The organism is Oligosphaera ethanolica (genome assembly GCF_030814695.1).
GTDB classification, from domain to species: Bacteria; Verrucomicrobiota; Lentisphaeria; order Oligosphaerales; family Oligosphaeraceae; genus Oligosphaera; species Oligosphaera ethanolica.
Genome location: NZ_JAUSVL010000001.1, coordinates 71,284 through 98,234, shown reverse-complemented (window position 1 = coordinate 98,234; position 26,951 = coordinate 71,284). Strand labels below are relative to the sequence as shown.

23 protein-coding genes are annotated in these 26,951 nt (G+C 61.2%); 6 read left to right on the top strand and 17 right to left on the bottom strand.

From position 1 onward, the window contains the following. Window positions 1-101: 101 nt before the first annotated feature. From J3R75_RS00370 to J3R75_RS00360, 3 genes are read right to left on the bottom strand one after another with little or no spacing between them, the layout of a single operon-like run. Window positions 102-590 (bottom strand): GNAT family N-acetyltransferase, encoded by a 489-nt coding sequence (locus tag J3R75_RS00370; protein WP_307259132.1) that lies wholly within the window; start codon window positions 588-590, stop codon window positions 102-104. Window positions 591-627: 37 nt separating this feature from the next. Further along, entirely contained in the window at window positions 628-1,584 is a 957-nt protein-coding gene (locus J3R75_RS00365; RefSeq protein ID WP_307259131.1) for an acetyl-CoA carboxylase carboxyltransferase subunit alpha, read from the bottom strand. A gap of 56 nt (window positions 1,585-1,640) precedes the next feature. Next, window positions 1,641-2,678 (bottom strand): L,D-transpeptidase family protein, encoded by a 1,038-nt coding sequence (locus tag J3R75_RS00360; protein ID WP_307259130.1) that lies wholly within the window; start codon window positions 2,676-2,678, stop codon window positions 1,641-1,643. Between the two features lie 362 nt (window positions 2,679-3,040). Between J3R75_RS00360 and J3R75_RS00355 the strand changes: the two genes are divergently transcribed. Further along, on the top strand, window positions 3,041-5,071 hold the full coding sequence (locus tag J3R75_RS00355; RefSeq protein WP_307259129.1) for an alpha-amylase family protein: 2,031 nt from the start codon (window positions 3,041-3,043) through the stop codon (window positions 5,069-5,071). Between the two features lie 24 nt (window positions 5,072-5,095). Here the strand turns inward: J3R75_RS00355 and miaA are convergent, their stop codons facing one another. Genes miaA through folP form a run of 4 tightly spaced genes read right to left on the bottom strand, consistent with a single transcriptional unit; the run spans window position 5,096 to window position 8,914 of the window. Then, window positions 5,096-6,085, bottom strand: coding sequence for a tRNA (adenosine(37)-N6)-dimethylallyltransferase MiaA (gene miaA / locus J3R75_RS00350; RefSeq protein WP_307259128.1), 990 nt, complete (start codon window positions 6,083-6,085; stop codon window positions 5,096-5,098). A 58-nt stretch (window positions 6,086-6,143) separates the two neighbouring features. Continuing rightward, a complete protein-coding gene (locus J3R75_RS00345) occupies window positions 6,144-7,166 on the bottom strand; it encodes a CdaR family protein (protein WP_307259127.1) in 1,023 nt (340 codons plus the stop codon). Between the two features lie 5 nt (window positions 7,167-7,171). After that, on the bottom strand, window positions 7,172-8,044 hold the full coding sequence (locus tag J3R75_RS00340) for a diadenylate cyclase (protein WP_307259125.1): 873 nt from the start codon (window positions 8,042-8,044) through the stop codon (window positions 7,172-7,174). 18 nt (window positions 8,045-8,062) lie between these two features. After that, entirely contained in the window at window positions 8,063-8,914 is an 852-nt protein-coding gene (folP, locus tag J3R75_RS00335; RefSeq protein ID WP_307259124.1) for a dihydropteroate synthase, read from the bottom strand. 195 nt (window positions 8,915-9,109) lie between these two features. Between folP and J3R75_RS00330 the strand changes: the two genes are divergently transcribed. Beyond that, window positions 9,110-10,405, top strand: coding sequence for a PhoH family protein (locus J3R75_RS00330; protein ID WP_307259123.1), 1,296 nt, complete (start codon window positions 9,110-9,112; stop codon window positions 10,403-10,405). Window positions 10,406-10,931: 526 nt separating this feature from the next. Here the strand turns inward: J3R75_RS00330 and J3R75_RS00325 are convergent. The 6 genes from J3R75_RS00325 to J3R75_RS00300 form a co-directional block, all read right to left on the bottom strand. After that, window positions 10,932-12,065 (bottom strand): glycosyltransferase family 4 protein, encoded by a 1,134-nt coding sequence (locus J3R75_RS00325; protein WP_307259122.1) that lies wholly within the window; start codon window positions 12,063-12,065, stop codon window positions 10,932-10,934. Between the two features lie 9 nt (window positions 12,066-12,074). Beyond that, window positions 12,075-13,298: a hypothetical protein gene (locus tag J3R75_RS00320; protein ID WP_307259121.1), complete on the bottom strand. Its 1,224-nt coding sequence runs from the start codon at window positions 13,296-13,298 to the stop codon at window positions 12,075-12,077. Further along, on the bottom strand, window positions 13,295-14,101 hold the full coding sequence (locus J3R75_RS00315) for a BUD32 family EKC/KEOPS complex subunit (RefSeq protein ID WP_307259120.1): 807 nt from the start codon (window positions 14,099-14,101) through the stop codon (window positions 13,295-13,297). Before J3R75_RS00315 ends, J3R75_RS00320 begins: the two co-directional genes overlap by 4 nt. Before the next feature lie 13 nt (window positions 14,102-14,114). Then, window positions 14,115-15,074 (bottom strand): BUD32 family EKC/KEOPS complex subunit, encoded by a 960-nt coding sequence (locus J3R75_RS00310; RefSeq protein WP_307259119.1) that lies wholly within the window; start codon window positions 15,072-15,074, stop codon window positions 14,115-14,117. 6 nt (window positions 15,075-15,080) lie between these two features. Further along, a complete protein-coding gene (locus J3R75_RS00305; RefSeq protein ID WP_307259118.1) occupies window positions 15,081-15,794 on the bottom strand; it encodes a phosphotransferase in 714 nt (237 codons plus the stop codon). 115 nt (window positions 15,795-15,909) lie between these two features. Next, entirely contained in the window at window positions 15,910-16,755 is an 846-nt protein-coding gene (locus J3R75_RS00300; protein ID WP_307259117.1) for a lipopolysaccharide kinase InaA family protein, read from the bottom strand. Window positions 16,756-17,025: 270 nt separating this feature from the next. On the opposite strand from J3R75_RS00300, the gene J3R75_RS00295 reads away from it, so the two are divergent. From J3R75_RS00295 to J3R75_RS00285, 3 genes are all read left to right on the top strand, one after another. Beyond that, window positions 17,026-18,636, top strand: a complete 1,611-nt coding sequence (locus J3R75_RS00295) for a protein-disulfide reductase DsbD (RefSeq protein WP_307259116.1) — start codon at window positions 17,026-17,028, stop codon at window positions 18,634-18,636. Between the two features lie 6 nt (window positions 18,637-18,642). Next, window positions 18,643-19,269, top strand: a complete 627-nt coding sequence (locus J3R75_RS00290; protein WP_307259115.1) for a hypothetical protein — start codon at window positions 18,643-18,645, stop codon at window positions 19,267-19,269. 65 nt (window positions 19,270-19,334) lie between these two features. Next, window positions 19,335-21,752, top strand: coding sequence for a homocysteine S-methyltransferase family protein (locus J3R75_RS00285; protein ID WP_307259114.1), 2,418 nt, complete (start codon window positions 19,335-19,337; stop codon window positions 21,750-21,752). Between the two features lie 458 nt (window positions 21,753-22,210). Here J3R75_RS00285 and J3R75_RS00280 read toward each other — a convergent pair whose 3' ends face one another. The 4 genes from J3R75_RS00280 to J3R75_RS00265 form a co-directional block, all read right to left on the bottom strand. Then, window positions 22,211-23,143 (bottom strand): FAD-binding protein, encoded by a 933-nt coding sequence (locus tag J3R75_RS00280; protein WP_307259113.1) that lies wholly within the window; start codon window positions 23,141-23,143, stop codon window positions 22,211-22,213. Between the two features lie 141 nt (window positions 23,144-23,284). Continuing rightward, a complete protein-coding gene (gene murA / locus J3R75_RS00275; RefSeq protein ID WP_307259112.1) occupies window positions 23,285-24,562 on the bottom strand; it encodes a UDP-N-acetylglucosamine 1-carboxyvinyltransferase in 1,278 nt (425 codons plus the stop codon). Between the two features lie 43 nt (window positions 24,563-24,605). Next, the gene (locus J3R75_RS00270; RefSeq protein WP_307259110.1) at window positions 24,606-25,244 is read right to left on the bottom strand and encodes a redox-sensing transcriptional repressor Rex; all 639 of its coding nucleotides are present in this window, start codon (window positions 25,242-25,244) and stop codon (window positions 24,606-24,608) included. Window positions 25,245-25,324: 80 nt separating this feature from the next. Beyond that, window positions 25,325-25,855: a DUF2147 domain-containing protein gene (locus tag J3R75_RS00265; protein WP_307259109.1), complete on the bottom strand. Its 531-nt coding sequence runs from the start codon at window positions 25,853-25,855 to the stop codon at window positions 25,325-25,327. Window positions 25,856-26,104: 249 nt separating this feature from the next. Between J3R75_RS00265 and J3R75_RS00260 the strand changes: the two genes are divergently transcribed. Beyond that, complete coding sequence (locus J3R75_RS00260) at window positions 26,105-26,926, top strand: TIM barrel protein (RefSeq protein WP_307259107.1); 822 nt, start codon at window positions 26,105-26,107, stop codon at window positions 26,924-26,926. The last annotated feature ends 25 nt before the right edge of the window (window positions 26,927-26,951 follow it).

Genomic DNA, 26,951 nt, shown 5'->3' with positions numbered 1-26,951 from the left:
ATGGCTTCGTCCTTGGCGAGGGGAAACGTCGTCCCGGCCTGGCGACCAGCCCGGCGAGGCGTGCTTGGCGTCGCTGGTCGTTTGTCGGCGCGCAGGTCGGGTCAGTTGTTTTGCAGGGGCATGACCAGGGCGACTTCGTCGCAGCAGTGGCGTTTTGGGCAGGCGAGGCAGTCGCTCCAGACTTTTTCGGGAAAATCCGACACGGGCGCGGAGACGAAGCCAAGGCGGAGAAAGAGACGGGGGCGCACGGTGAGGGTGAAGACCTTCTTGGCCTTTCTTTCGCGGGCCATGGCGACGGCGGCTTCGATGAGCATGGTGCCGAGGCCTTTGCCGGCGTAGTCTTTACGGACGACGAGGGAGCGGATTTCCTGGAGCCCGTCGCTGAAATCGCGGAGGGCGATGGAGCCGATGACTTCGTCGTCATTGACTCTGGCGACGAGGAAGTTAGGGAGGAATTGGCGGATGTCCTCAGGCGAGCGGGGCAGGACGATTTTGAGCTCGACGTAGGGAATGAGCAGTGCGGCGATGGCTTCGGGGTCCTGATCCTTGGCCGGGCCGACGGTGATGATGGGTTCGGTGTCAATGGACATGTGCAGAGATCTCGCGCTATGGGTGGTTGCCGGTGACTTAGCCTTCGCTGAACTGGCCGAGTTTACGGAATCGTTCGTAGCGTTCGGCGCGGAGTTCATCGTCGCTTTTGGCAGCGAGCATGGCGAGATTGTTGCAGAGGGCGTCGCGGAGGAGTTGGGCGGCGGTTTTGGGGTCGCGGTGAGCGCCGCCGACAGGTTCGGGGACGATTTCGTCCACGATGCCGAGTTTGAGCAGGTCGGTGCTGGTGAGCTTGAGGGCGTCAGCGGCTTTGGGGACGGCATCGGTTGCGCGCCAGAGGATGGCGGCGCAGCCTTCGGGGGTGATGACGGAGTAGTAGCCGCATTGCATGATCAGGACGCGGTTGCCGACGCAGAGTCCGAGGGCGCCGCCGCTGCCGCCTTCGCCGGTGATGGCGCAGACGACGGGGACCTTCAGCCGGAACATTTCGCGGAGGTTGATGGCGATGGCTTCGCCGATATGCCGTTCTTCGGCGGCGATGCCGGGGTAGGCGCCGGGGGTGTCGATGAGGCAGATGATGGGGCAGCCGACCTTGTCGGCCAGCTTCATCAGGCGGAGGGCCTTGCGGTAACCTTCGGGCTGGGCGCTGCCGAAGTTGACGTCGATATTTTGCTTGAGATTGCGGCCCTTCTGGGTGGCGATGACCATGACTTTGCGGCCGTTGAGTTTGGCGAAGCCGCCGACGATGGCGTGGTCGTCAGCGTAGGTGCGGTCGCCGTGCAGCTCGAGGTAATCGCTGAAGATGGCCTGGATGTAGTCTTGGGGGTAGGGCCGCTGGGGGTGGCGGGCGAGCTGGACTTTTTCCCAGGCGGTGAGTCCCGAGAAGAGTTTTTCGCGGGTTGCTGCGAGTTGTTGTTCAAGCAGCTCCATGCCCTGAGCGAGATCGACAGCGTGGGTTTTGCTGTAGCGATGGAGGGCGACGATTTTTTCTTCGAGTTCGATGATGGGGTATTCGAATTCCAGGTGTACTGCCATTGTCTTTGGGTTCTATCGTTAGGGGCTGATATTGCGGGGGGCGAGCGCTGCGGGGGTCATTCGAAGATGGTCACGGGTACCTGCGGGGCGTTGGTGAGGGGCATGGGAATGAAGTCGTAGAGCTCTTCGACTTCTTCATTGCGCATGCGGACACAGCCGGCGCTGGCGGCGGTGCCGATGCTGTCAGGTTCCCACGTGCCGTGGATGCCGTAGCCGCGGAGGGCCTGGTTGGTGCTGCCGGTGGGAGTTAGGCCCATCCAGTGGCTGCCGAGGATGTTTTCGGGGTCGCCGTAGGGGATGTTTTTGCCGGGCGGTGTCCATGCCGGGTGGACGATTTTCGAGGTTATGACGAAGGTCCCGACGGGTGTGCGGTCTTGGCGGCCGATGCCGACGCGGAAGACCCGGAAGAGATCGTTGTTGAAGTAGAGTAGGAGCGCGAACTGGCTTTTGGACACGCGGATGGCCCAGTTGCCGGTGAGCAGCTGCAGGGAGTTACCGGGGTGGATGATGGGGTTGGTGCGCGAGAGTTCGTTGAGGCGCTGGATGGCGCCGACTGAGCTGTGGAATTGGGTGCCGATGCGGCTGAGGCTGTCGCCGCTGCGGATGACGTAGGGCTGTTTTTCCGGGCAGGGTGCGGCGGAGTTCATGAAGATGGTGTTGGCTTGGTTGATGATGGTTGCGGCACGCCACCAGGTCTGGTCGAACTCGACAACGCTGGGGCTGGAGAGCGCGCGGCGGGCCAGTTCGCGGGCGGCGAGGGGCTTGTCGGCGAGCATCTGGCCGTCGGCGGCATTGAGCAGCTGCGTAACGCCGACGCTGACGGGTGATCCGGGCGTGGTAACTGCGGTCGGCGTGGTAACTGCTGGCTGGGTATAGGGCGCCGTCGCGGGGGTTTCCAAGCCAGACAAGGGGGTGGTGGCTGGGTTTTCAGGCGCGGTGGTATCGCTGTTGCTCACTTGTTCGGTATTGGCGCTGCTGGTTGTGCTATCGGTGAAGAAGACCGGGGCGACGCATGAGCGCCAAAGGAACGAGCAGATGCCCACGCCGAGAAGCAGCAGGATGATGATTAGGGGCCACTTATAATACCAGTACATAGCACGATCCAGTTGTTTTTGCCAAGACATGACACGGATTCTTGCTGGCCGACAAATTAGCCGGTGGGGAATATATAAGTTCATTGAAACCTATTCAAACCTGTTTATACTTATTGGCCTGCTGCGGCGAAGTGGTCAGCCATGGGGCTGGGGCGGATACGGGGGACGCCTGGGACTGGTGGGGCTCATTGGCGGCGGCGCTGGGGTGTGGGGCTGGGAACTCTGGGTAGCTTGATAGGACGTAAGGGACGTATGGGACGGATCAATCAGATAGATCCGATCCGTCCGATCCGTCCGATCCGTCCGATCCGTCCCAAGCAAGCATTGAAGAAACCACTACGGAACAGGAGTTGACAATAACTATGAGCGGTGTGTGTTGCGCTGAATTGACTGATGGGCTGCTGGTGCTGAGCACCGGGCGGATGACGAGGACTTACGATTGGCAGAGCGGGCTGTTGTCGGCGCTGGCGCTGGCGTTGGGTGATGGCGGAGGCAGCTTGGCTCTAGCCGGCGGTGCGTCCTGTGCCCTGCCTGGGCAGACGAATGCGCCGGTGGCGGCGGATTTGACGGTTGCTGAGGTGTCGGGGACGCCGTCTCGGCACGGGTATTTGGCGGCGACAGTGACCTGCGTGTTTGCCTCTGGACTGGAGCTGCGGCGGGTCTTCCGGCTGTATGAGCATTGTCCCGCCATTGCCTGTGACTACTACGTGCGGCGGGCGGGGCGCGGAAGCTGGACGACGGCGGCGGCGCTGCAGGTGGCGGATATGGCGAATGTGGAGCAGTCTGAGCGTTTGGCGGAGGGTGCCGGCGACCACGTGGTGACGGAGCGTCTGCGTCTACCGGGGGTGCATTGGCGGGCTCGGGCGGTGGATTTTGCGGATGTGACGGATCGCTGCAACAACCTGGTCAGTGAGCGGGAGGTCTTGCCCTATCGCGGCGACAGCATGCTGACGGGCAACATCCTGCTGATGCGGCCGAGTTTTGGCGATACGGCGGTGTTTGTGCTCAAGGAGGCGCCTTGCGCGCCAGTGCAGCTGGGGCGACCGCCGGCGGATTTTGTGCTGCGGATCGGCGATCTGTCGGTGCTTGGCCTGGGTCTGCGGGCGACGGCTGCCGCCGGTGACGAGTGGGTGCGCGGCTACAGCGTGGTGGTGGGCTTGAGCGCGAATGACGAGCTGTCGCAGCTGTCGGCGCTGCGGGACTACCAGAGTCGGCTGCGGGTTTTCGACGCGGCTCGGGACGAGATGGTGATGATGAACACCTGGGGCGATCGCAACCAGGACACGCGTATGGGCGAGGCCTTTGCGTTGCGCGAGATCGACGCAGCGAAGCGCCTGGGCATAACGCATCTACAGCTTGATGACGGCTGGCAGACAGGCGTGTCCTGCAATACCGGCCGCGGCATTTCGGGATCGCTGGACGGCATTTGGCAGCGCGCGGACTACTGGGAGCCACGCGCGGAGGTCTTTCCCCGCGGTCTGCGGCCGGTGGTCGAGTATGGCCGCGAGCAGGGTGTTGAATTGTGTCTGTGGTTCAATCCCAGCAAGGACGACAGCTACGCGCACTGGCGGGACGATGCCGACACGCTGATACGGCTGCATAGCGACTACGGCATACGGATTTTCAAGATTGATGGCGTGTTCATTGGCGACAAGCGGGCCGAAGTTAACCTCCGGCGCATGTTCGATGCAGTGACTGAGGCGACGGACGGCGCGGCGGTGTTCAATCTTGACTGCACGGCCGGCCGGCGCTACGGCTACCACTTTTTCTACGAGTACGGGAATATCTTTCTGGAGAATCGTTACACGGACTGGGGCAACTACTACCCGCATTGGACCTTGCGGAATCTATGGCACTTGTCCAAGTACGTGCCGACGCGGCGCTTGCAGATTGAGTTTTTGAATACGTGGCGGAATGGCGACAAGTACGGCGATGACCCGCTGGCGCCCGGGCGCTACTCATTCGAGTACTGCTTTGCGATAACGATGATGGCGCAGCCGCTGGCGTGGTTCGAGGGCACGGGCTTGCCTGAGGAGGCCTTTGCCCTGAAGGATGTGTTGCGGTGCTACCGCGAGCACGCCCTGGCCATGCATTCCGGGCTGGTGCTGCCGTTGGGCGATGAGCCGTCGGGGCTGGGCTGGACGGGTTTCCAGTCCATCGCCGACGCGCGCAGCGGCTACGTCCTGATCTTCCGCGAGGACAACCCGCGAGGCCAGCGGCGCCTGGCGCTGTATGGCGGGGAGGGGGGATGTCGCTATCGCCTGACGCACATCGTTGGCGCGGGCGCGGACCACGTTGTCGTCGCCGATGCTGACGGCCGGGTGGACTTTGCCCTCCCGCAGCCGCGCAGCTATGCGTTGTATCGCTATGAGATGGCGGGCGGGGCACGGTAACCAGGCAGATTGCGGCTGCGTAGCCTACTGTGTTTTCGGGCCGTAGAGGGTTTGTGAGATTTTGATTGTTGGTTCGGGGAGGGGCTGTTTATTGATCCAGAGCTGGGCCAGGGCTTTGGCTTGTTCGATGGGCTGGTCGTCGAGCCAGTGGATGTCGGTACCTTCGCGTTCGAGTTTGCGGAACCAGATGTCCTGGCGTTTGCAAAATTGGCGGATGTGGATGAGGAGCTGGTCGCGCATGTCGACGCGGCTGAGCTTGTTTTGGAGGAAGAGGGCGACGTAGCGGTATTCGAGGCCGAACCAGTCAAGGCGTTCCCAAGGCAGGCCTTGGTCGTGGAGGCGCTGGACTTCATCGATGAGGCCATGGGCGAGGCGCTCGTCGAGTCGCGCGGCGATGCGTTCGTGGACGACGTGGCGGGGGAAGAACGGGGCGATGACCAGGGGTTGTTGTAGGCGCTGTGAGGGCGCGAAGGCAGTGGCGTGGCGGGCGATTTCGATGGCGCGGATAACGCGTCGTGGCTGGCCGAGGTCGGTACGGGCGACGAGATCGGGCGGGGCGCATTGCCTGAGGATGGCGACGAGCTCAGCGAGCGGCTTATCAGCCAGTTCTTGGCGCAGGGCGTGGTCTGGTTGGCCGCCGACGAGGTCGTAGCCGTTGAGCATGGCATTGATGTAGAGGGGGGTACCGCCGCAGATGATGGGCAGGCGGCCACGGCGTTGGCAGTCGGCGAGGGCGTTCCAGGCGAGTTTTAGGTAAAGGAAGAGGTGGAAGTCGTCTTGTGGGGCGACCACATCAATGAGGTGGTGCTTGACGGCATTGGGGCCGCGGCCGTAGTCGCCGAGGTCCTTGCCGGTGCCGATGTCCATGCCGGTGTAGACCTGGCGTGAGTCGGCGCTGATGATTTCGCCGTTGAAGATGCGGGCGAGGGCGACGGCGAGTTGGGTTTTGCCGGTCGCGGTCGGGCCGGTGACCACGATGGTGCGTGGGATAGTATCGCTATGGAGTGACTGCATATGGGGGGCGGGGCGACGGTGCAAGGTTGCGCAGGGGGGGTGGGGCTGCGATGCGGCCTCATGGTTTATTCGGGGCGGGGGGCGGGGCGGTCTTGTCGCCGGCGGTGGGCGTGGTGGGCAGGTCGGGTATGGGGACCAGTTCGACGTCGATGCTGGCGGGGGTGATTTCCTCGGTTTCGATACCCAGGGGGAGGCTTGAGATGCGTACCTCGGCTTGGTATTTGCCTGGTTGGGTGGCGTTGCTTAGATCAAGAAAAGGCCGGAGTTGCTTGCCATCGATGTCATTGAGACTGCGTGAGAGACCGCGGAGACGAATACTGATGAGCTGTTCGGGCAGTGCCGCCAGCCGCAGATTGTTTTTCAGTGGCAGCATGACCCCGGGGCTAAGGCTGGTGAATGACTGCGAGACGGTGCGGAGGGTATTTTCGACCACGACATTGACCGTGACCTGGCTGGGGAGAACGCGGACGGCAGGGTGGGGGGGAAGGAGGTCGAGGGGGACGCTGAAGCTCTTGGTGATGTCGGGGTTGAGCTGCAGGGATTCGGTGCTGATTTCGCGGAGATTGCGGACCACTTGGGATGGGCCGAGAACGCGTACTATATCGGGTTGGGCAGTGGCGCTAAGTTCAAAGCCGCTTTTGACTTTGCCCTGGGTGTTGACGTGGACTTTGAGTTTTTCCTGCTCAATGACATCGAAGGGTATGGCCAAGTTATTGGGCTGGAATGTTTTGATGTTCACACGCAGGGGTTTTTTTACCAAGTGGCGGTTGCGTAGCTTGAGATAGTAGATGCCGGAGTGCTCGTAGGTTGTGGGCAGGGCGACTTCGATCTGGAAGAGCTCGGGGGCCAGCTGGGTCATTTTACTGGGGGTGCTGGCTTCGAGATCAACCAGGAAGCTGTCTTCCTTGAGGTAGAATTTACGCGTGTCGTATTTGACTTTGACGCGGACTTGCTGGACTGGCACGACGCTGCGGAGCTGGACGTCGACGAGTTTCCAGACGAGCAAGGCGAGGCCAAGCGCGACCAGTTTGCGCCAGAAGTCGCGGATGAAGAAGCGGTGATGTCGATGTATGCTCGCCATGGGCCTTACTCTTTCGAGTCGTCAGTGACGGTTTTGTTTTTTTTGATGGCCAGGGCTCCGAGCCATTGCATGGGCGACCACGAGGCGATGCGTGGTGCCAGTGCTGGTTCGGGGGGCAGCAGCACCTTGAGTTGCTGGTGGAATTGATCGATGTTGCCCATGGTGCGCAGATGGCCATTGAAGGCAATGCTGATGGCGCCAGTTTCTTCGGAAACGACGATGACGATGGCGTCGGTTTGTTCAGAGAGGCCGACGGCGGCCTGGTGGCGCATGCCGTGGGCGGAGCGGAAGTCCTCCTTCTCGCAGAGGGGGAAGACGCAGCCAGCGGCGTAGATGCTGTCTTTGCGGATGACAATGCCGCCATCGTGGAGGGGCGTGCCGCTGTAGAAGATGGTTTCGACGAGGGAGTTGTCAGGAAGCAGAGGCGCGTTGATGATCTTGCCAGTTTCGGCGTGGCTGTTGAGGCTGATTTTCTGTTCGATGGCGATGAGGGCGCCGGTGCTGTTCTGGGACAGGTTGTCGCAGATGTCGCAGAGTATTTTGACCAATGGGTTTTCGAGCATTTGGCCGCGCTTCTGCCAGTGTTGCATGCGGAGATACTGGATGCTGATGACAGTGAGGATACGGCGGATTTCATTCTGAAAGATGATGAGGACGATGAAGGGCATGAAATAGAGCATTTTCTGCAGGATCCAGCTGAGGACAGACAGGTCCAGGATGAAGGTGGCGGTCTGGAGGAGTGCGAAGAGCATGAAGATGGAGGAGAGCATGACCAGTCCGCGGGTACCGCGCAGTAGCCGCAGAAGCAGGTAGAAGAGCGCGGCGAGGATGCCGATCTCGAAGAGGTTTCGGATGATGACGAAGAGTTGGTCACGCATGGCGGGGCTTTCGGGGCGCTAATCGGCTGTGGCGATGGCTTCGGCGACGAGGAGGACATCGCGCATTTCGCAGAGGTCGTGGACGCGGATGACATCGGCGCCGAGGACGACGCAGGCGGCGGCGGCGGCGGCGGTGGCCCAGATGCGGTCCTGGGGATTATCGTGGCCGGTGATGCGGCCGAGGAAGGATTTGCGGGAAGGTCCCATGAGGACGGGACAGCCCAGGGCGCGGAAGTCGCCGAGGTGTTTGATGACGGCGAGGTTCTGGGCGAGATCTTTGCGGAAGCCGATGCCGGGGTCGAGCATGAAGAAGACTTTGTCGAGGCCGGTGGCGGTGCAGAGTGAGTCCAGACGCTGTTGGAAGTAGGCGGCGATGGCGTGTGCGGCCAGGTCGCCGCGCTGGGCGTCCGGCGGGAGTGGCTGGCTGTGCATGAGGATGGTGCCGACGCGGTATTTTTTGATGACTGCGATCATGCCGTCGGGGTCATTTTCGCCGGCGCTGACGTCGTTGATGATACTGGCACCGGCGCGGATGGCGGCTTCGGCGACGGCGGCTTTGCTGGTATCGACACTGATGGGTACGCTGATTTTGCGGCTGAGTTCGCGGATGACGGGGACGACGCGGCGGATTTCCTCCTCGGTGCTGACGGGGATGTGTCCGGGTCGGGTGGATTCGCCGCCGACGTCGATGATGTGGGCGCCGTTGCGGGCGAGATCGTGGCCGTGGGCGATAGCCTGGTCAAGACTGATGAATTGGCCGCCATCGGAGAAAGAGTCTGGAGTGACATTTAGGATGCCCATGAGGTAGGCCTTGCCATCGCAGGGGATATGGCGGTCTTGGAAACGGAAGGCGAGGGGGGCGATGGGCATTATGGATCAGCTCCGACCAGATTGTCTATTGGGAATGGGAGATTATCTTCTCGCTCTGCTTGGCAGCGCAGTAACGAAATAAACTTAATACTCGGTAGCGGATAAGAAAAGCATAGAGGTGTTTTTTTATCAGCAATGCATGCATTTGGATGACTAAGCCTGGTTGAGGCCAGCGCGATGACAGAGAAGGGCGCTATGCCGGAAACGTATATTCTGGACACGAATGTGTTTTTGTTTGACCCTCAGGCGCTGGAGCATTTTCCTGGTAGCCAGTTGCTGATACCCCTTGAGGTCGTTGAGGAAATCGACCATTTCAAGCACGACAGCACCGAGACGGGACATAATGCGCGGCAAGTCGCGCATCTGATTGACCGCATGCGTGGGAAGGGCTCATTGCGTGATGGGGTTCGTTTGGCCAATGGTTCCACCCTGCGCATTGTGGCTGACGAGAGCGCGGTGGTAACGGGCGGCGATGGCCAGGCGGCGGCGGCGATACTGCGCCTGGGAAAGCAGTTTCAGGAGGCCGGCTTGGCGCCGGTGATCATTACCCAAAATGTCAATTTGCGGGTGAAGGCCGACGCGCTGGGGCTTGATGCGCGGGACTACGAGCAGGCGCCGGCGCGGGATACCAACACCTTGCGTGGCTGGCAAGTAATGGAGATGGATGTGGCGCAGCTGGAGATGCTGCGTTCTGGGCAGCCGCTGCGGCAGTTCCAGGGGGTCCTGCAGCCCAACGAGTACGTCTATGCCAAGCTCAAGGGGCAGGCGAAAGTCGCCTGTTGTGCGCGTTACTACGCCGAGAACAACGAGTTGTGGCCGCTGGCGGACACGACGCGGGTGGTTTGCGGTATCCGCAGCCTGAATGTTGAACAGACCTTCACGCTGGACGCATTGCTGGACGAGTCGATCAAGTTGGTGACGCTGGCCGGCAAGGCCGGCACGGGCAAGACCTTGCTGGCCATGGCGGCCGGCCTGCAGCAGATTTTTGCCGACAACCGTTACCAGCGGCTGCTGGTTTTTCGCCCGACCATGCCGGTGAGCCGCGATCTGGGCTATCTGCCGGGCGATTTGAGTGAGAAGATGCGGCCGTGGATGCAGCCGGTGTTCGATGCTTTGGATTTCATCCGCTCGCAGGACAAGAAATGCCCGGCGCGGACCTTGCCCAATGACGTGATGAGCTGCCCGGAGATCAGCGTCGAGCCACTGACGTACATACGCGGCCGCAGCATTCCCAATCAGTATATCATCATAGACGAGGCGCAGAATCTGACACCGCTGGAAGTCAAGACGGTGATTACTCGCGTGGGCGCCGGCAGCAAGATCATTCTCACGGGCGACCCTGAGCAGATCGACAATCCTTACGTCAATGCTTACTCCAATGGCCTGACCCGGCTGGTGGACAAATTTTTGGCCAGTCCGTTGTCGGCGCATGTGACGCTAATGCGTGGCGAGCGCAGTGAGCTGGCCGAGACTGCAGCCATGCTGCTGTGAGGGATATGGGGGCAATGCTCTTCACTTAGTGTTCTGGCAATGGTTGGCGAGGAGTTGATTGGTAACCATGCGCACGATCATTCGCCGAGGTTTTGAGCGCCGAAGACGCGACCTAAGATAGCCCAGGGCAAGCGACGCCGAAGGCGGCGCGACGCCCTGGGTAAGAGGCATCAATCATTATGAGCCCTGTCGGGGCGACCTAAAAGACCAGCGACGATGGGGTGCAGCACGCAATACTGCTGCAGTCAATAAGTTCCATTGCCTCTTTGGCCTCAGTCAGCTGCGCCGACTGAGGCCAAAGAGGCCGAGGAACACGGCCTTAGTTGGCGCTTTACCCAGGGCGGCGCTCCGCCTGCGGCGTCGCTTGCCCTGGGCTGGTATGCTTTCGCGCTTTCAGCGCTTCTGCCGCTTCGCGGCGATGAAATGCCGCGATGACAAAAGGCTGTTTTGGTTGAAACAACTCGCGACAGGGAAATCGTTACGTGAAGAGTATTGGGGATATGTGGAGGTTAGCCGGTCACTGTCCTTACGGCGTGGTGGCTTTGGTGGTGAGCGATTTTTCGATGGCTATGGCGGCAATGTCAGCGCGGGCGTAGAAGTCGTGGTTTTTGGTGTAGGCGCGGGCGTTTGCGGCGCAGGACTGCAGCCAAGCGTGGTCTGCCAGCAGTGATGCAAGCTGTTGATTGAGCTGGTGCTGCTGGAATGGCTCGGGGATGACGGCGCCGGCGCCGGCGTTGTGGACGTGCTCGGCATAGCCACAGATGCCGCTGGTGATCACGGGCAGACCGGCGGCGAGGGCCTCGACCAGGACGGCGCCGGCGGATTCCTGTCGGGCGGGATGGACCATGGCATCGGCGGCGGCGAGGATGGCCGGGACGTCATTGCGGCCGCCGCAGAAGGTAATCCGGGGGGCGATGCCGAGTTTTCGGGCCAGGCGTTGCATGCCTCCGGGATGTTTTTCGGCGCCGACGACCCACAGGCGTGGCCGGATGGAGTCGGGCAGGGCGGCGATGGCGCGGAGGGTGCGGTCAACGCCTTTGGTGTGGTAGCTGGAGGCGACCTGGGCCAGGATGAGGTCCTTCTCCCCTGCTCCCAGTTCCTGGCGCAGCGCGTTGCGTTTGGCTTGTAGGGCGGCAAGATCGCGGAACGCGTCGGGCACGAGTGGCGGCAGGCGGAAGAAACGCCTGGGGGCGCAGGAGTAATGTCGTTGGAAGTCGTCTTCCTGGCGGCGGGTGAGAGTCAAAATCATTTTTGCGCCGGCGGGGCTGATGGCGGCTCTTTCCATGACGGCGAAGGAGCGGGCGCGGGGGAGCATGCGGGTGAGGAGGCTGCGTGTTGCCAATTGGGCGGCCAGGCAGTCATCGGCGGCAAAATAGACATCCAGGCCGGCCATGCGGCTGAAGCCGATGACGCCATCAAAGCGATCGGCGGCGATGGCGGTCAGGGCGAGTTCTTGGAAGTGCATGGCGCGGCGGTGGTTGCTGCGACCTTTGGCCGGGAGAAGGCGTAGGTCCAGCCAGGCTGGCTGTTCACCCTGGAACTCATAGCAGAAGAGCGTGATGTCGTGCCCGCGTTGTTTGCAGGCGTGGGCAATAGCCAGCATGTCCTTTTGGGCGCCGCCGTGGGGGAAGTATTTGAAGATGGTGAATGCCAGGCGCATGGGGGTTACTCAGAGCGGGGAGTTGCTGGTGGCTTGGCCGGGGGCGTCGGGCGGGAGCTGTTTCCAGGAAGCGATGCGTTCTGGCCATTGCGGACCGTAGATGGCCTTGATGTACGCCATGCTTTCGGGGTCGTTGTCGCTGCCGTGCATGAAATTGATGGCGTCGGGGAAACGCCGTTCCAGGTCCTTGCGGATGGCATGTTTGTAAAAGACGTTGGCGTTGCCGACGAAATGGTGAATGCTGCCCAGGCCGGAGCTGTTATCGACGGGTTGCGGCGACGGGTCGTGGCAGACGACGGCGATGACGGGTGCGACAATGACGACGTCCTTGTGTTTGGTCCAATCGCCGCCGCGGGTTTGTCGCATGACCCGTTGCTGTTGCTGCTGATCGAGCTGGACGACGTCCAGAACGGTGAATTTCTTGGCCAGAGCCTGGACGATGGGCTGATCGGCGCCGGTGCTGACGGCGTCTTCGCGGATGAGGAACACCAGCAGGTCCTTGAGGCCGGCGAGGGCCTTGTTGAGCTCGGCGGTTTCGCGTTTGAGCAGTTCGTCATGCCAAGCGTTACGGGCGGGCCATCTGGGGATGAGGTCGTAAGGCATGGCCCATTGTCGTTGCTGCAGCCACTGGTGGATGGCCAAGAGGGTCAGTGGCTGCGGCAGGGTTTCGGCGCAGGCGGCGGCGGTCAGAGTGAGTTCACGTTTGAGGTCGTGGGAGTACGTTTCCGGGTTGTCCAGGGCGGTGCCGGTGGGCAGGCCGCAGAGCAGGCCTTTCTGGTAGCAGCAGTGGTAGAGCAGCGAGTAGAGATAGGGACGGGGCGCGGGGCGGTAGAAGCGGCCATCGTGCCGGCAGCGGTCATGGAGGATTTCACTGCCGAGGACGGGCGGGAAGTAGGCGATGCGTTTGCAGTCCGTGCCGAGGCGAATGCCATTGGAGTAGAGATCAATCTTGATGTGGCCGGGAAATGCGGCGACGATGCGGCAGAAATCCTCCAGCTGTGCGGATTCGACGAGCAGATCGATGTCGCCCTGGAAGCTCTTTTCCGCGCTGCGGTCGGCGGGTAGTTCGTCGAACCAGCGGAGGACGACGTAGCTGATTTGACACTTCGCGAGTTCAGCGAAGAAATCGTTGAGGTTGCCGACCATGACATTTGCGCGGCGTTTTTTCTTTGCGCGGCGTTGCCATTTTGCGAGCAGCCAGCGGTAGCGGAGGTAGTTGATGATTTTTTTCATTGTGGGCAGTATTGGCGCAGTTTAGACATGACGTCGTCGGGTACGACGAGTCCGACGCGTTCACGGGTGCTAAGGTGACTGGAGTTGAGCATGGCAAGCAATTCCGCGAAAGCGTCGCGGCTGCATGGCGGGTTGGCGAGACCCGCGTAAGCCAGGTTGATCATAGCCTGGTTGTCGGGGTGCAGCAATGGCCGTTCATTGTATTCAATGTAGCGTGCAAGATTCATGACCAGGATGCGCAGATCGCGTGGTGAGTGAAAAGAACTGCGTTCGAGGTCGATGAGCACGTGTTCCTGCGTATCGTCGTTGACCATGATGTTATTGCGCATGAAATCAGGATGGCTGATGCCTTTTTCGTAGAGAGCGAGCAACAGCGGGACAGCGCGGTTATTTTCGTCGATGCTGAGATTGCGGTAATGTTCGAGGAAAGCGATGACGAGGCCATTGCGGCGGGTGATGCCGCAGCGTTTTTCTGCAAAAAAGCCCCACAGGGCGGGCACGGGAATGCCCAGCTGGGCGATGCGGTGATGGCACTGACATTCTTCTGGCGCGAATTGCTTGGCGCGCAGGCGGTCTTTCCAGCGTGGCAGGAGGTTGATTTTGACGACGAAGCGTTTTACCTCTTGCTTGCCGGCGACGAAGAGCAGGCGTTTGCCGTCATTTTTTAGGATTGCCGCTGCGGGCGCCTGGGCGCTGCTGACTTGGGCCATGGCTTCGTCGACGACGGGGCATTCCGGACTGAACCAGAAGTCGATGCCGTTATGTTTGCCGGCGTACTGAAATGTCGGGCACGGGCTTTGCATGAGGTGAGGGGGATCAGCTGGGGAGGGTTGTTATGTCGGGTTGGTACGCTTGGAGACGTTTGGCGAGGAGACTGACGATTGGGTGGTTGAGGTGGTGACGTTCGGGATAGAGCGCGGCTATGGCGTCGGCTATGGCGGGAAACTGCGCCACGAGTACAGTTGCTGTGGTTGGGTAATACTGCATGTAGCCATTGAGGAAGGCTGTGAGTGCTGCGAGATAGGCCTCGCCGGGAATATCTTCGCGGGTGCAGCCCATGAACTGGGCGAGGTTTTTGAGTCGTCGGCGAGTGCTCAGATGCCAGTAGCAGCGGACATCGTCGGTGTCGATCAGATGAAGAGTTGAGTTGGTGGTGGGGCTGTCCATATAGACGAAATTGCCGGGCTTGGTGTCGGCGTGGAAGATATTCTGGCGGTGCAGCGCGGCGAGGATGCCCCCGGCCTGGCGGAAAAGGGCTGTGGTGGTAGTGTCGGGGTTATGTGACCATTCCGGCATGTAAAGGTCGCGATTGCCGGCGTCGCCGTAGATGATAGTAGCCGAGCTGCGATCATGTTTTCGGAACCATGCGTAACAGGGCACGTTATTGTTCAAGCGATGGGCGCCAAGCCAGCTCTTGCGGTCTGGTGAGACTGCGAGCCAGCGATGCAGGTGGTGGTAGGTCTTAAGGACAAAGGACTGGTCACGCAGCCACACCCGGTGAATGCTGCGTTTGCGGTCGATCTTGATGGTAGCTTGGGGGAGTGCATTGGCCTCGGCATTGAGGATGCTGATGACATCTTCGCGAGACAGCTGCGCGGTGTAGCGCAGGATCCCATCGGGCAGCTTTTCCACCCGGCAGTTGCCGTCAGGACTGCCCTGGAGCAAAGCCCGGCGCAACTGGCGCCAGGCTTTGCCGGTGAAGGCGCTGATTGTTGGATTAGGGGCGAGCACTGGTTGGGGGGGCTGGCCAGGTGATGTAGTGGGGCTTGCTGACATGGCGTGTCAACTGTCACGCGAACAATTGGTGCAAAAGGCGGCACCGTGTGCAGTTGCGTGCGGATGGTCTTGGTGTGGGGGCCGGAATGTTTCAGGCAGGAGCGAGCGGAAGCGCCGGAGTTGCCTGTCGCGGTAGTCTTGTGTCAGGGGCCTTTTGCGTTGCCTGAGTCGTTCCAGGTCAATGAGAGCGATGGAGCCGTCTGGGCGGATGAAGAAATGCTCCGGTTTGCAGTCGGTTTTCCAGTCGAGGCGGCAGTCCTGGAGGCGTGCGAGGGTATGTTCGGCTTTGGCGATGGCAGCGTGGGCCTGATCTTTGTTTTTGGGATCGGCGGCGAAGCGGTCGACGGGGATGCCGTCGACGGGGAGCATGATCATGACGCCGGTATGTGGTAGGCCCAGCCGGCGCTGTTCGCCCCAGGCGATGACTTCCGGGACGGCAAAGCCGTGTTGAGCGGCCAGGGCGAAGGCGCGGCGTTCTTTTTCCATGTTGCAGAGGGGCTTTTTGCCACGCAGGAGGTAGCGGCAGGCGACGGCGATTTTAGTGAAGTAATCTTGTTTGATAAAGATTGTACGACCATCACTAAGGGTATGTCGCCAAGTGGCGCCGCGGGTGTGGCTGGACATACAGCAGTCGTTGGTGAAAGAAAGCAGAGCCTGGTAGTTGTCGAGGCCGTTTTGTTTGAGGACGACTTGCCATTCTGGTTGAATGTGGAGAAACATGGGGCATTCCTCTGCGGGTGATCGTATGGGCGATCAGTTGTTGTCACTCATGTGGTGATTAGCGATGTGGAGCGGTAATATACTCCAGGCTGACGGCCTGCTCAGCTGAAGCCGTTCAATGCCTTCCATTTTGGGCCTGCGCTTGGACGCGGTTTTTGCGGGCGCGTTTTGCGGCGAGGAGAGCCAGGCGGTGTTGGAGTTTTTGGGCCAGACGCGACAGGCTGTCGGAGCTGATTGGACAGGTCGCAGCGCACTCGCGCCGGTATGTGTTCAGGAAGAGCGTGAAGACATCGCCTTGTTGCGTGCTTTGCGGCAGTCGTGAGAGGAATTGGACGACGTTGTTGAGTCGGGCGCGGCGTCTAAGCATGAGCGGCATCGGTTGGGTGCGGTCGTTGTCCAGGAAGACGATGGACTGATCCGGTGCCAGGCAGAGATTGCCGGGGAGACAATCGCCGTGGACGAAGCCTTGGTTGTGGAGGGCGGCGATGCCATGGGCGGCGTTGGCGATCAGGGCATCGCGGGCGGGGATCTTGTCTGCGGTGTAAAACAGTGAGAGCAGCGTCGGGTATGGCACTTCGCGGCAGATGAAGACGTCTTCGGGCCAGCCGATGGCGTTGCGGCGGCGGGCGGCGAGGACGGGCTCGGGGCAGCCGATGCCCTTGTCCAGCATGGCGCTGGTGATCTTGAAGACGGCGATGGCCCGGGACGGGCGGAGGAACCACTTGCTGCCCGTGAGCAGCATTTTCCAGGCCGGGCCTTTTTCCTGCAGGCGGTGGAGGACTTTCACGTAGAGGACGCCGTTGGGCGTTTCCACGCGGGAGACCGTGCGGGCTTTTTTCGCGATGACGGTTGTGCCGGGATTATCACGCAGCCACTGGTCGAGGTTCTGCAGAGGCTCTTGCCATTGGTGGTGGACGACGCCACGCCAGTTACCGCTGCGGTATGGATGGAAAACAGTCATGCTGAACGATGTTCCTGAGGTGAAAAAGGTGAAAGAGTAATATAGTTGGCGATGGCTTGAAAGCCATGGCCGGGGGAACAGACTGAGCCTCGGGGCTGTCCAAAGCGCGCATTGCCCTGTTCGTGTGTTGAGCGGGCGAGTGAAGAGTGACGTGCTCACATATTTGCGCGGGTGCGGGTGTTTTTTTCGGAAAAAGACAGGATACTACACGAGCGAGCCGGAATGTCCGTGCTTGCGAATGAGATGGCTACGGCTGTCGGAAGGGAGATCATGCTCAAGAAGAAACGACTGATTTATCTGCTAAGTGGGTTGCTGCTGTGGTGTGGCCTGAGTGGCGTTTGGGGGCAGACTGCGCCGGCGAAGGCCTTTGGGGTGACAGCGGCGTTGCTGCGCGATGGCGGTAGCCAGGCCATGCTTGAGCTGCAGTTTACGATTGCTGCCGATGCGTATCTGTATGAGGATGCCATGGACCTGACTCTGCCGGAGGGCCTGGCGGCGAAATTGGTTGCGGGGCCGGAGCCGGTGGTGAAAGAGGGCGAAGAGTCGCGTGTTTTTCTGCAGAGTTTCAGCCAGCGGTATAGCTTGACGGGCGCCGTGCCCGAACCCCTGGGGCTCAGCGTGCACTATCAAGGCTGTAGCAAAGGCGTGTGTTTCATGCCGGAGACGGTGGCTTTTGCCCTGACCTTTGCGGGCGCGTCGGCCCGAGTTGAAGCGAAGCCGACGGAACTGCCGGCAGACGACCGGGTGCTAGCCTGGCAGCGGCAGGCCGAGGGCTTTGCGGTGCTGGGCACGGCGACGGGCTACATGGATAAAGACGCGTTTCTGGGCTGGTTGCGGCAGGCCGAGTCTGGCGAGGCCGCTGAGGAGCAGCTGCTTGACCGGGTGTTGGCGCGCTACGGCTTGCTGGTGGCGGCGCTGTTGATCATTCCATTGGGTTTCATGCTCAACCTGACGCCTTGCGTGCTGCCGATGATACCGATCAATCTGGCGATCATCGGTGCCGGCGCCGCTGCCGGCGACAAGAAGAGCCGTGGATTCATGCTTGGCGGCATGTACGGCTTGGGCATGACCATTGTGTACGGTGCCATTGGCGTGGTGGCGGTGCTCACCGGTGCGCGTTTTGGCGCGATCAACTCCTCGCCGTGGTTTAATTTTGGGGTGGCGGTGATCTTTGCGGTCCTGGCGCTGTCGATGTTCGACGTGTTCGTTGTGGACTTTTCGCGTTGGCGGGCGGGTCGTTTTGGCGATGTCGAGGGCGGTCGGGCTTTTGGCGCCTTCCTGCTGGGCGCGCTGGCGGCCCTGTTGGCCGGTGCTTGCGTGGCACCGGTGCTGATTTGGGTGCTGTTGCTGGCGGCGGACCTCTTTGCTCGCGGTAATTGGGTTGGTTTGTTTCTGCCTTTCCTGCTGGGTATTGGCATGGCCTTGCCGTGGCCGATATTGGGTGCGGGCATGGGCAAGATGCCCAAGCCGGGTGCGTGGATGGAGCATGTCAAGCACGTATTTGGCGTCTTGATTATTGGCGCTGCCTTGTACTACGGCTGGCTTGGCGTGGCGCTGTTACGGACAGGTGCAGGTGCAGGTGATGCGGTGCAGACGTCGGCATCCGCGCCTGCGGGTTGGCTGAGCGACTTACCGGCGGCGATGACGGTCGCCGAGATGGAGAACAAGCTGCTCTTTCTGGATTTCTGGGGCGTGAGTTGCAAGAGTTGCGCGGCGATGAAGCGCACGACTTTCAAAGAGCCTGAGGTGATTGCGCACATGGGCGACTGGGTGAAGGTGGCGGTGCAGGCGGACGACATGAATGACCCGTTGTTGCAGGCCATCTTGAAGCGTTACGAGGTCATTGGCCTGCCTACTTACGTGCTGATGCGGCGGGAGTGACTGCGGATGCTTGATGATGTGACCAGAGTGAAGCGGCTGCCAGTGGCTATGCCGGTGGCGGCCAGTAATCGCCGGCTTGGGCGGCGAAAAGACGCCCAGGCTGAGTCGGTTGTTCAGGAGGCGCTGCTTGCGCAATGGATGACGGAAGCGTTTGCGCGCTGTCGTCCGGAGGGCGTCTTTGGTAGTCTGGCGATTGTGGACAACGATGGGCATAAGGTTACATTAAGCGACGCGTCGGTCATCGAGAATGACGGCGTGGCGCGGCTACTGGCCAAGTGCCAGCACGCGTGGCTGGCGGTGGCCACCATTGGCCCGGAGCTGGCGGCATGGGTCAATCAGGCGATGGCGGCCGGCGATGGCGCGAAAGCCGTGGTGGCCGATGCGGTTGGCAGTGAGACAGTCGAAGCCGCCATGGATGTCCTGCAAAGCTATGCCGGGACCACGTTGCGGCGACGCGGCTGGCAGCTGTCCAGCAAGCGTTTTTCCGTGGGTTATGGCGGCTGGGACTTGTCTGCGCAGGCGTTGTTTTTTTCGTGGCTGCCGCTGACTGACATGGGCTTGCGGCTGACGCCGAGCGCGATTATTGAACCGGAGAAGACGATTACGGCTATTGCCGGCATTCGCAACTCCTGAAAAATACGGCAGCGGGCGTCAAAACCGCCGCGACACTGCCTTGAAACCCGAGAAATGGAGAGAGTATGACCGGTGACGCATTCAAGGCATTGGTGGCAGAGCAGGTGTTGATACTTGACGGCGCGACCGGCACGGAGCTGAGCAAGCGCGGCATGCCGGCGGGCGTCTGTCCGGAGTTGTGGGTGCTGGAGCATCCCGAGGCCATCCGGGGGGTGCAAAGCGACTACGCGGCGGCGGGTTCGCGCTGCGTGTACGCGCCGACTTTTGGCGGCAACCGCTGTAAGCTGGCTGAATTTGGCCGCGAGAAGGACGTCGTGGCGATCAATCGCGATCTGGCGCGGCTGTCCCGCGCGGCGGCGCCGGGCTGCCTTATTTTCGGCGACATGGCGCCGACGGGGCAGTTCATTGAGCCGGTCGGCGATCTGGCGTTTGAGGACGCCGTGGCGATCTATCGCGAGCAGGCCGAGGGTTTGCTCGCAGGTGGTGTGGACGGCTTTGCGATTGAAACGATGATGGACATCCAGGAAACCCGTGCGGCGGTGCTGGCCGTGCGCGAGCTCTGCGACCTGCCCATTATGGTGACCATGACGTTCGAGAAAGGCCAGCGGACCTTGACGGGCAACGACCCCGTGTCGGCCTTGATCACCCTGCAGGCTCTCGGCGTCAGCGCCTTTGGCTGTAACTGTTCTATGGGGCCGGAGGGCATGCTAGATATTATCCGCCTGCTCAAGCCTTACGCACGCGTCCCCTTGATTGCCAAACCCAATGCCGGTTTGCCGCAATGGCAGGACGGGCGGACGGTGTTCAGCATGGGCGCGGCGGCATTCGGGGTGTTCGGGCCGGAATTTGTGGCGGCTGGGGCCGGCATTCTCGGCGGCTGTTGCGGCACGACGCCGGAGCATATTCGCAGCCTGGCCAATGGCCTGGCCGGATTGCGCCCGCCGCAGATTGGTGCCGCGCATGGCGCTTGCGTGAGCCACGCTCGCGGCTATCGCGAAGTGAGTCGCCAGGCGCCTTTTGCGGTGATTGGTGAGCGCATCAATCCGACTGGCAAGAAGGCGTTGCAGGCGGAGTTGCGCGAGGGTAAATTCGATCTGGTTTCACGCTATGCGGACGAGCAGATTGCTGCCGGTGCGGCGTTGCTGGACGTCAATTTCGGCCTGTCGGGCATAGATGAGTTGGCGATGATGCGCGAGGGCGTGGCCATGCTTGCGCGGGATTATGCGGCGCCTTTGTGCGTCGATACCACGCGCGCCGATGTCGCCGAGGCGGCTCTGCGTTGCTATCCCGGCCGCGCACTCTTTAATTCCATCTCAGCCGAAAAGGACCGGCTGGAGAAAGTCTTGCCGGTGGCCGCCAAGTACGGCGCCATGCTGGTACTGCTGCCCATAACCGACGAGGGTATTCCGGCGACGCTGGCGGAACGCATTGCCGTCATCAAGCGCATTTTTGCTGAGGCGAAGAAGTACGGCTACAGCAAGGACGACGTCTGTGTGGACGGGCTAGTGATGACGGTGTCGGCCAGTCCCGATGCCGCCGAATTGACACTGGGGCTCGTTGAGTGGTGCGCCCGCGAATGGGGCGTGAACTGCGTCTGCGGGCTGTCCAACGTGAGTTTCGGGTTGCCGCGTCGCGATTTGATCAACCGTGCTTTTCTGGGCATGGCCATCGGCCGCGGGCTGAACATGGCTATTGCCAATCCCATGCTGGTGGACATCATGGAGACCGTTGCGGCGGGCGACGTCCTCTGCGGTCGCGATGTGCGCATGCAGGGATTCCTTGGCCGCTACGGGAACAGCGATGGTGGCGGTGTGGCGACGTCTGCTGCGGCTGCGGGTTCGGCGGCGGCCTTGACGCCAGAGGACGCGGTGCGCAAGGCGTTGTTGGCTGGCGATGTCGCCGGCATTGCCGGGGCGATCAGCGCCTGTATCCAGGCCGGTAGCAGCGCCGACCGCATAGTCAACGACATACTAATTCCGGGTATATCCGATGTCGGCGATCGCTTTGAGCGCAAGGACTTCTTTCTGCCGCAGCTGATCATGAGCGCTGACGCCATGCGCGCGGGCATGGACTTCCTGACGCCCTTGCTGCAGCAGGATGGCGTCGCAGCCAAGCCGCTGGGACGGATGATCCTGGCGACGGTCAAGGGCGATATCCACGACATCGGCAAGAATATCGTGGCGCTGATGCTGCGCAATTACAACATCGACGTGCTGGATTTGGGCAAGGACGTCCCCGCCGAGCTGATACTGGACACGGCGGCGAGGGAGGACATCACCCTCATTGGTTTGTCAGCCCTGATGACCACGACCATGGGCGAGATGAAGCAGGTCGTTGAGCTGGCGGCTAAGCGGGGCATGGATAAACTGCGCTTCGTCGTTGGCGGCGCCGTCGTCGACGAGAATTTTGCCCAGAGTATCGGCGCGCACTACGCGAGTGACGCCCTGGCGACGGTGAAGATCGTCAAGAAGCTCCTGCAATAAACGCTTTTTTTCTATCCACAGATTCCGCAGATTGACGCAGATTTTTTTTGGGGGGGGTGGTGTAGGGGGACTGTGCCTTTGATCTTTTGTCGGCGGGTAGATGCAGGACGGCGCTTTTTTTCTATCCACAGATTCCGCAGATTGACGCAGATTTTTTGTGAGGGTGGGTGGTGTAGGGGGACTGTGCCTTTGATCTTTTGTCGGCGGGTAGATGCAGGACGGCGCTTTTTTTCTATCCGCAGATTCCGCAGATTGACGCAGATTTTTTTTGGGGGGGGTGGGGTGGTAGGGGCGGACCTATGTGTCCGCCCTTTTTAGCCGCAGATTTTTTTCTATCCGCAGATTCCGCAGATTGACGCAGATTTTTTTGGGGGGTGGGGTGGTAGGGGCGGACCTATGTGTCCGCCCCCATTTATTCGCAGATGTCGCAGATTGGCGCGGAATCTCGCCGGTAGTGGTTAGAAGAATCGCCATTCGGTGTGCAGGTCCAGGTCGTGAACGGCTTGGACTTTTTTTTTGACAGCGTCGATGAGCGTCTGGCAGTCCTGGGCGCTGCCGGGTTGGCGGCTGGCGTTGACGATCCAGTTTGCGTGTTGTTCGCTGACGGCGAATGCTCCGCGCGACCAGCCTTTACAGCCGGCGCTTTCGATGAGCTTGCCGGCGCTGAGTTCTGGTGTTGGATTGAGGAAGACGCTGCCGGCGCTGGCGCCGGGGGGGGTGACGCGTTGGCGGCGCTGGCGTTCGGCGTGAATGAGGGCGATTTCGGCGGCGGGGTTGACGGGCTGCAGGCTGAGCGTGACGCTGGTGACGATCAGCCAGTCTGGTCGTGGTGAGTGCCGGTATGACCATTCATCGGGACGACAGGGCAGTACCTGTGGCGTGCCGTCGCGGCGGTCGATGCCCTCCATGGCTACGACGGCCTGGCCGAAGTCCTGGCCATTGGCGCCGGCGTTCATGGCGGCGGCGCCGCCGATGCCACCGGGGATGCCACTCAGGCCGGCGAAGCCGCCCGCGCCCAGGCGCGCCAGTGCGGCCAGCGCCGGGCCGAGCAATGCTGCCGCACCGACGCGGTAACGGCCATCGCCCAGGGGCGCAATGTCCGCGAAATGGCCGTTTTTAGCGAGGCGGATGATGATCGCGGCGGGGTCGTCGTCATCGCTGCCGACGGCGTTGCTGCCGGCACCAAGGATGGCGGTGGCAACGCCGATGCTCCTGCAGGCGCTGAGGGATTGCGTCAGCTCGGTGGCGTTGCGGGGCGTGAGGATGACGACGTGGCCCAGACCGGCCTTCAGGCTGCAGCAGTCGGCCCAGCGCCGACGGGCGATGGTGTCGACAGGCAGGCCGGTGGCGGCGAGTGAGTCCAGCAAAGCGGTTTGCGTAGCTGCGGTCATAATGGCTAGTGCTCCTGGAGCTCGCCGCCGAGAAAGCTCGGCAGGGCGCATTGAGCGGTGGAAGTCGCAGCGGTTATTGCTCCTGGAACTCGCTGCCGAGAGTGTTCTGCGAGGCGCATTGAGTGGTGGAAGTCACGACGGTTACTGTTCCTGGAGGTCCACGCCGATGGCGCGGAGTTTGCCGGCGAGGTCTTCGTAGCCCCGCTGGATGACGTCGGCGTTGTTGATGACCGAGCGGCCTTTGGCGCAGCAGGCGGCAGTGACCATGGCCATGCCGGCGCGGATGTCCGGACTGGACATGGCGACGCCGTGCAGGCGGGTCGGGCCGGTGATGACCACGCGATGGGGATCGCAGGCAACTGCGTTGGCGCCCATGGCAATCAGCTTGTCAACGAAGTACATACGACTCTCGAACATTTTTTCGAAGAACAGCACGGTGCCCTGGCATTGGGTGGCCATGGCGATCATGCCGCTGAGCATATCGCTGGGGAACTGTGGCCACGGGCCATCGGCGATGACGGGGATGGCGTTGCCAATGTCGGGGCGGATTTTGAGCTCGGCGTTTTTCATGGCGATGAAGTCGGGCTTGAGGGTGAAATTGGCGCCGAAGCGTTCGAAGACGCGGCGGGTCATCCAGTAGTCGTGTGGGGCGATGCGGCCGTGGATTTCGAGCTCGCCGCGGGTGGCGGCGCAGAGCGCGAGGTAGCTGGCGGCTTCGACGTGGTCACCGGCGATAGTGATTTCTGCGCCGTGGAGATTGTCAACGCCCTCAATGCAGATGCGGTTGGTGTCCATGCCGCAGATTTTGGCGCCCATGGCGTTGAGGAGGTCAGCGAGCTGGGTGACATGGGGTTCGCAGGCGGCGTTGCGGATGATGGTGGAGCCTGGGGCGAGGCAGGCGGTCATCATGATGTGCTCGGTGGCGGTGACGCTGGCCTCGTCCAGGAACATATCGGAGCCGTGGAGGGCGCCCGAGCGCGAGAAGGTGTAGGGATTGTCTTCCATGCGGGACTGGATGCCGAGCTTTTTGAGGCCGTAGCAATGGGTGTCAAGGCGTCGCCGGCCGATGACGTCGCCACCGGGCGCGAAGAGGGTGGCGCTGCCGAAGCGCGCGCAGAGCGGCCCGGCGAAAAGCAGCGACGCGCGGATGGCGGTGCAGAGCTTTTCGGGGACATCGCCGTGGCGGACGTGGGCGCTGTTGATACGCAAGGTGCTATTTTCATAATGCACGCTGGCGCCGAGGGACTGGGCGATGGCCAGCATGTTGCGTACGTCAAGGATGTCCGGGACGTTGTGGAGGACGACGTCGTCGGGGCAGAGCATGGCTGCGGCAATCATGGGCAATGCGGCGTTCTTGTTGCCGCTGAGGCGGATGCTGCCCTGGACGCGGGCGGGGCCGTTAATGATGAGGCTGTTCATAGACGGGCGCGGGGCCTAACTTGGCTGCGGGTTGAAGGTTGCTTCAGATGATGTCGTGCGTTTTCAGCTTCATGGACAGCAGCGCCAAGCCGCCAGCAATGACTTCCCGCTGGACGACGACGTTGGGAGGCACCTGCAGGCAGAGGTTGGAGAAATTCCAAAAAGCGCGTACGCCGCAGGCGATCATGTCGTCGACTACGGCTTGTGCGTGTATGGCGGGCACGCAGATAATGCCGATGTCCGGCCGGGCCTGACGCAGGCGCGGCGTCATCTGGCGGACGTCGCGGACGAGATGGCCGTGGATGCGGGTGTCAATTTTTTCGGGATCGGCGTCAAAGACATCGGTGAAAAGCATGCCGTATTCGCTGAATTCCTGGTAGCCGAGCAGCGCGCTGCCGAGCGAACCAGCGCCGACCAGGCAGGCTTTTTTGCAGGCATCCCAGCCGAGGTAGCTGCGGATGGCTTCGATAAGTTCGTGAGTTTTGTAGCCGATGCCGGGCTGGCCTTTGACGCCGGTCAATTCAAAGTCTTTGCGGACGATGATGGGCTCCAGGCCCATGTACTTGGCCAGGACGGTCGTGGAGACGACTTCTTCGTGCGCCTGCTGCATGAGCACGAGCTTGTGGAAGTAGGTCGGCATGCGCCGAATTGCCGGGGTGTTGAGGACTTTGTGCCGTCCCATGGTGACAGGCTCCTGAGCGATGGACTGGATTGCGGTATCGTTGCGCGGGGGGCAGCGCCGCGGTGTTGTTGGCGGGCGCTTCACGTGCGGGGAATTTTGGGCGTCCAAGAGCTGGTGTCAGGCAGGACAAAATCTGCCGGGAAGTCCTTGTCCTCGGCGCGCAGCCAGAACTGATTGCGGCCGAAGGGGCCAATTTTACTGCGGACGACCAGCTGTTGTTTTTTGGCGTCCCAGCTGATGTGACTGCTGTACACCTTGCCTTTTTTGGGGTCGAGGATTTTGCCTTTGTCCCAGCGCTGCTTGTTGCCGTCCCAGCGGAGGTCCCAGACAATGTCGAGACCAGCGAAGAAGGGTTGGTCCGGGAGGGCGGTAGCGCGTTCCACGGGGGCGTAGATGGTATTTTTGACCGTTTCATCTTCGTGGAAGGTGACGACCAGGCGACCGTAGAGTTTGTCCTGGTGTTGGTATAAAGCGATGATGGAGCGGAGGCGGCCGGTTTCGTCATCAATAATTTTCCAGAAGCCGGTGATGTCGGTGTCAGCGGCTTTCAGTGCGCTGGCGGCGGCGAAGAGAAGCAGGGAGCAGAGGGCGCGGATAAGTGATTTTTGCATGGGGGGTCCTGTTTGGGATGGGGTGGCAAGCATGAGGTAAAGATGCAATTGCTGCGGGCCGTTAACATAATGGACTTTCGGGTGGCGTCGAGTCAGTGCTGAGTTTGTGTCTGGGCGATGACCCGGCTGCAGCAAAAAAGCGCCCGCAGTCATTGCAAGGGCGTCGCTGAGGCATGATATTTGACGTTCTTTGCCATAGCGGGATGCATCCGTAAAAAAATAGCAACAAGCAAGCTCATGGAGTGTGTGATGCCGGTTAACTACAATGTCGAGAAAATTGGTGCGGGAATTCAGGTCAAGATGGCGTTGATGACGGGTTGGTTTGGCGGTTTGAGCCACGTGGAGATGGTCGAGCAGGTCGCTGCCTACGGTTTCCCGGCCTTTGAAAATCTTGGTGCGGGCAAGTGGGAAGACAAGGAAGCCGTGCGCGCGAAATGCGACGAGTTGGGCATCAGCGTCGGCGCAATCGCCTGTGGCGGTACGATCAATGGCGAGGGCCCGGTGAATCCGGCGTATCACGACACTTTCGAGAACGAAGTGCGCGCGGCGATCGTCAACGCCAAAGCGCTGGGGACCAAGACGCTTTTGGCCTTGACTGGTGCTGAGCGCAGCGACATGAGCATGGCGCAGCAGATGGACAACGTCGTGGTGGCCAGCAAACGTCTGGCACCGATGTTGGAGGATGCGGGCATGGTGATGGTTTACGAGACGTTGAACATCCGCAAGGACCACAAAGGCTACGCGTTGGTGTATTCCAAGCAAGCGGCAGACATGGTGCGGCAGGTGGGCAGTCCGGCGGTCAAATTCCTTTTTGACGTCTATCATCAGCAGATCAGCGAAGGCGATGTCATTCGCAATCTGACGGATTTCAAGGATGAGATTGGTCACTTTCACTTTGGCGATAATCCCGGCCGCCGCGAGCCCGGCACGGGCGAGTTGAACTACAAGAACATCTTCAAGGCGATTGCGGCCAGCGGTTACACCGGCTGCGTGTCAGCCGAGTTCAGCAAGAGCAAGGACCTCGAGGTCGAGGCGCTGCTGCGGATTCTGGCAGACTGCGCTCGCTGGTAATTGTTGCTGCTCCGTTGCGGCAGCT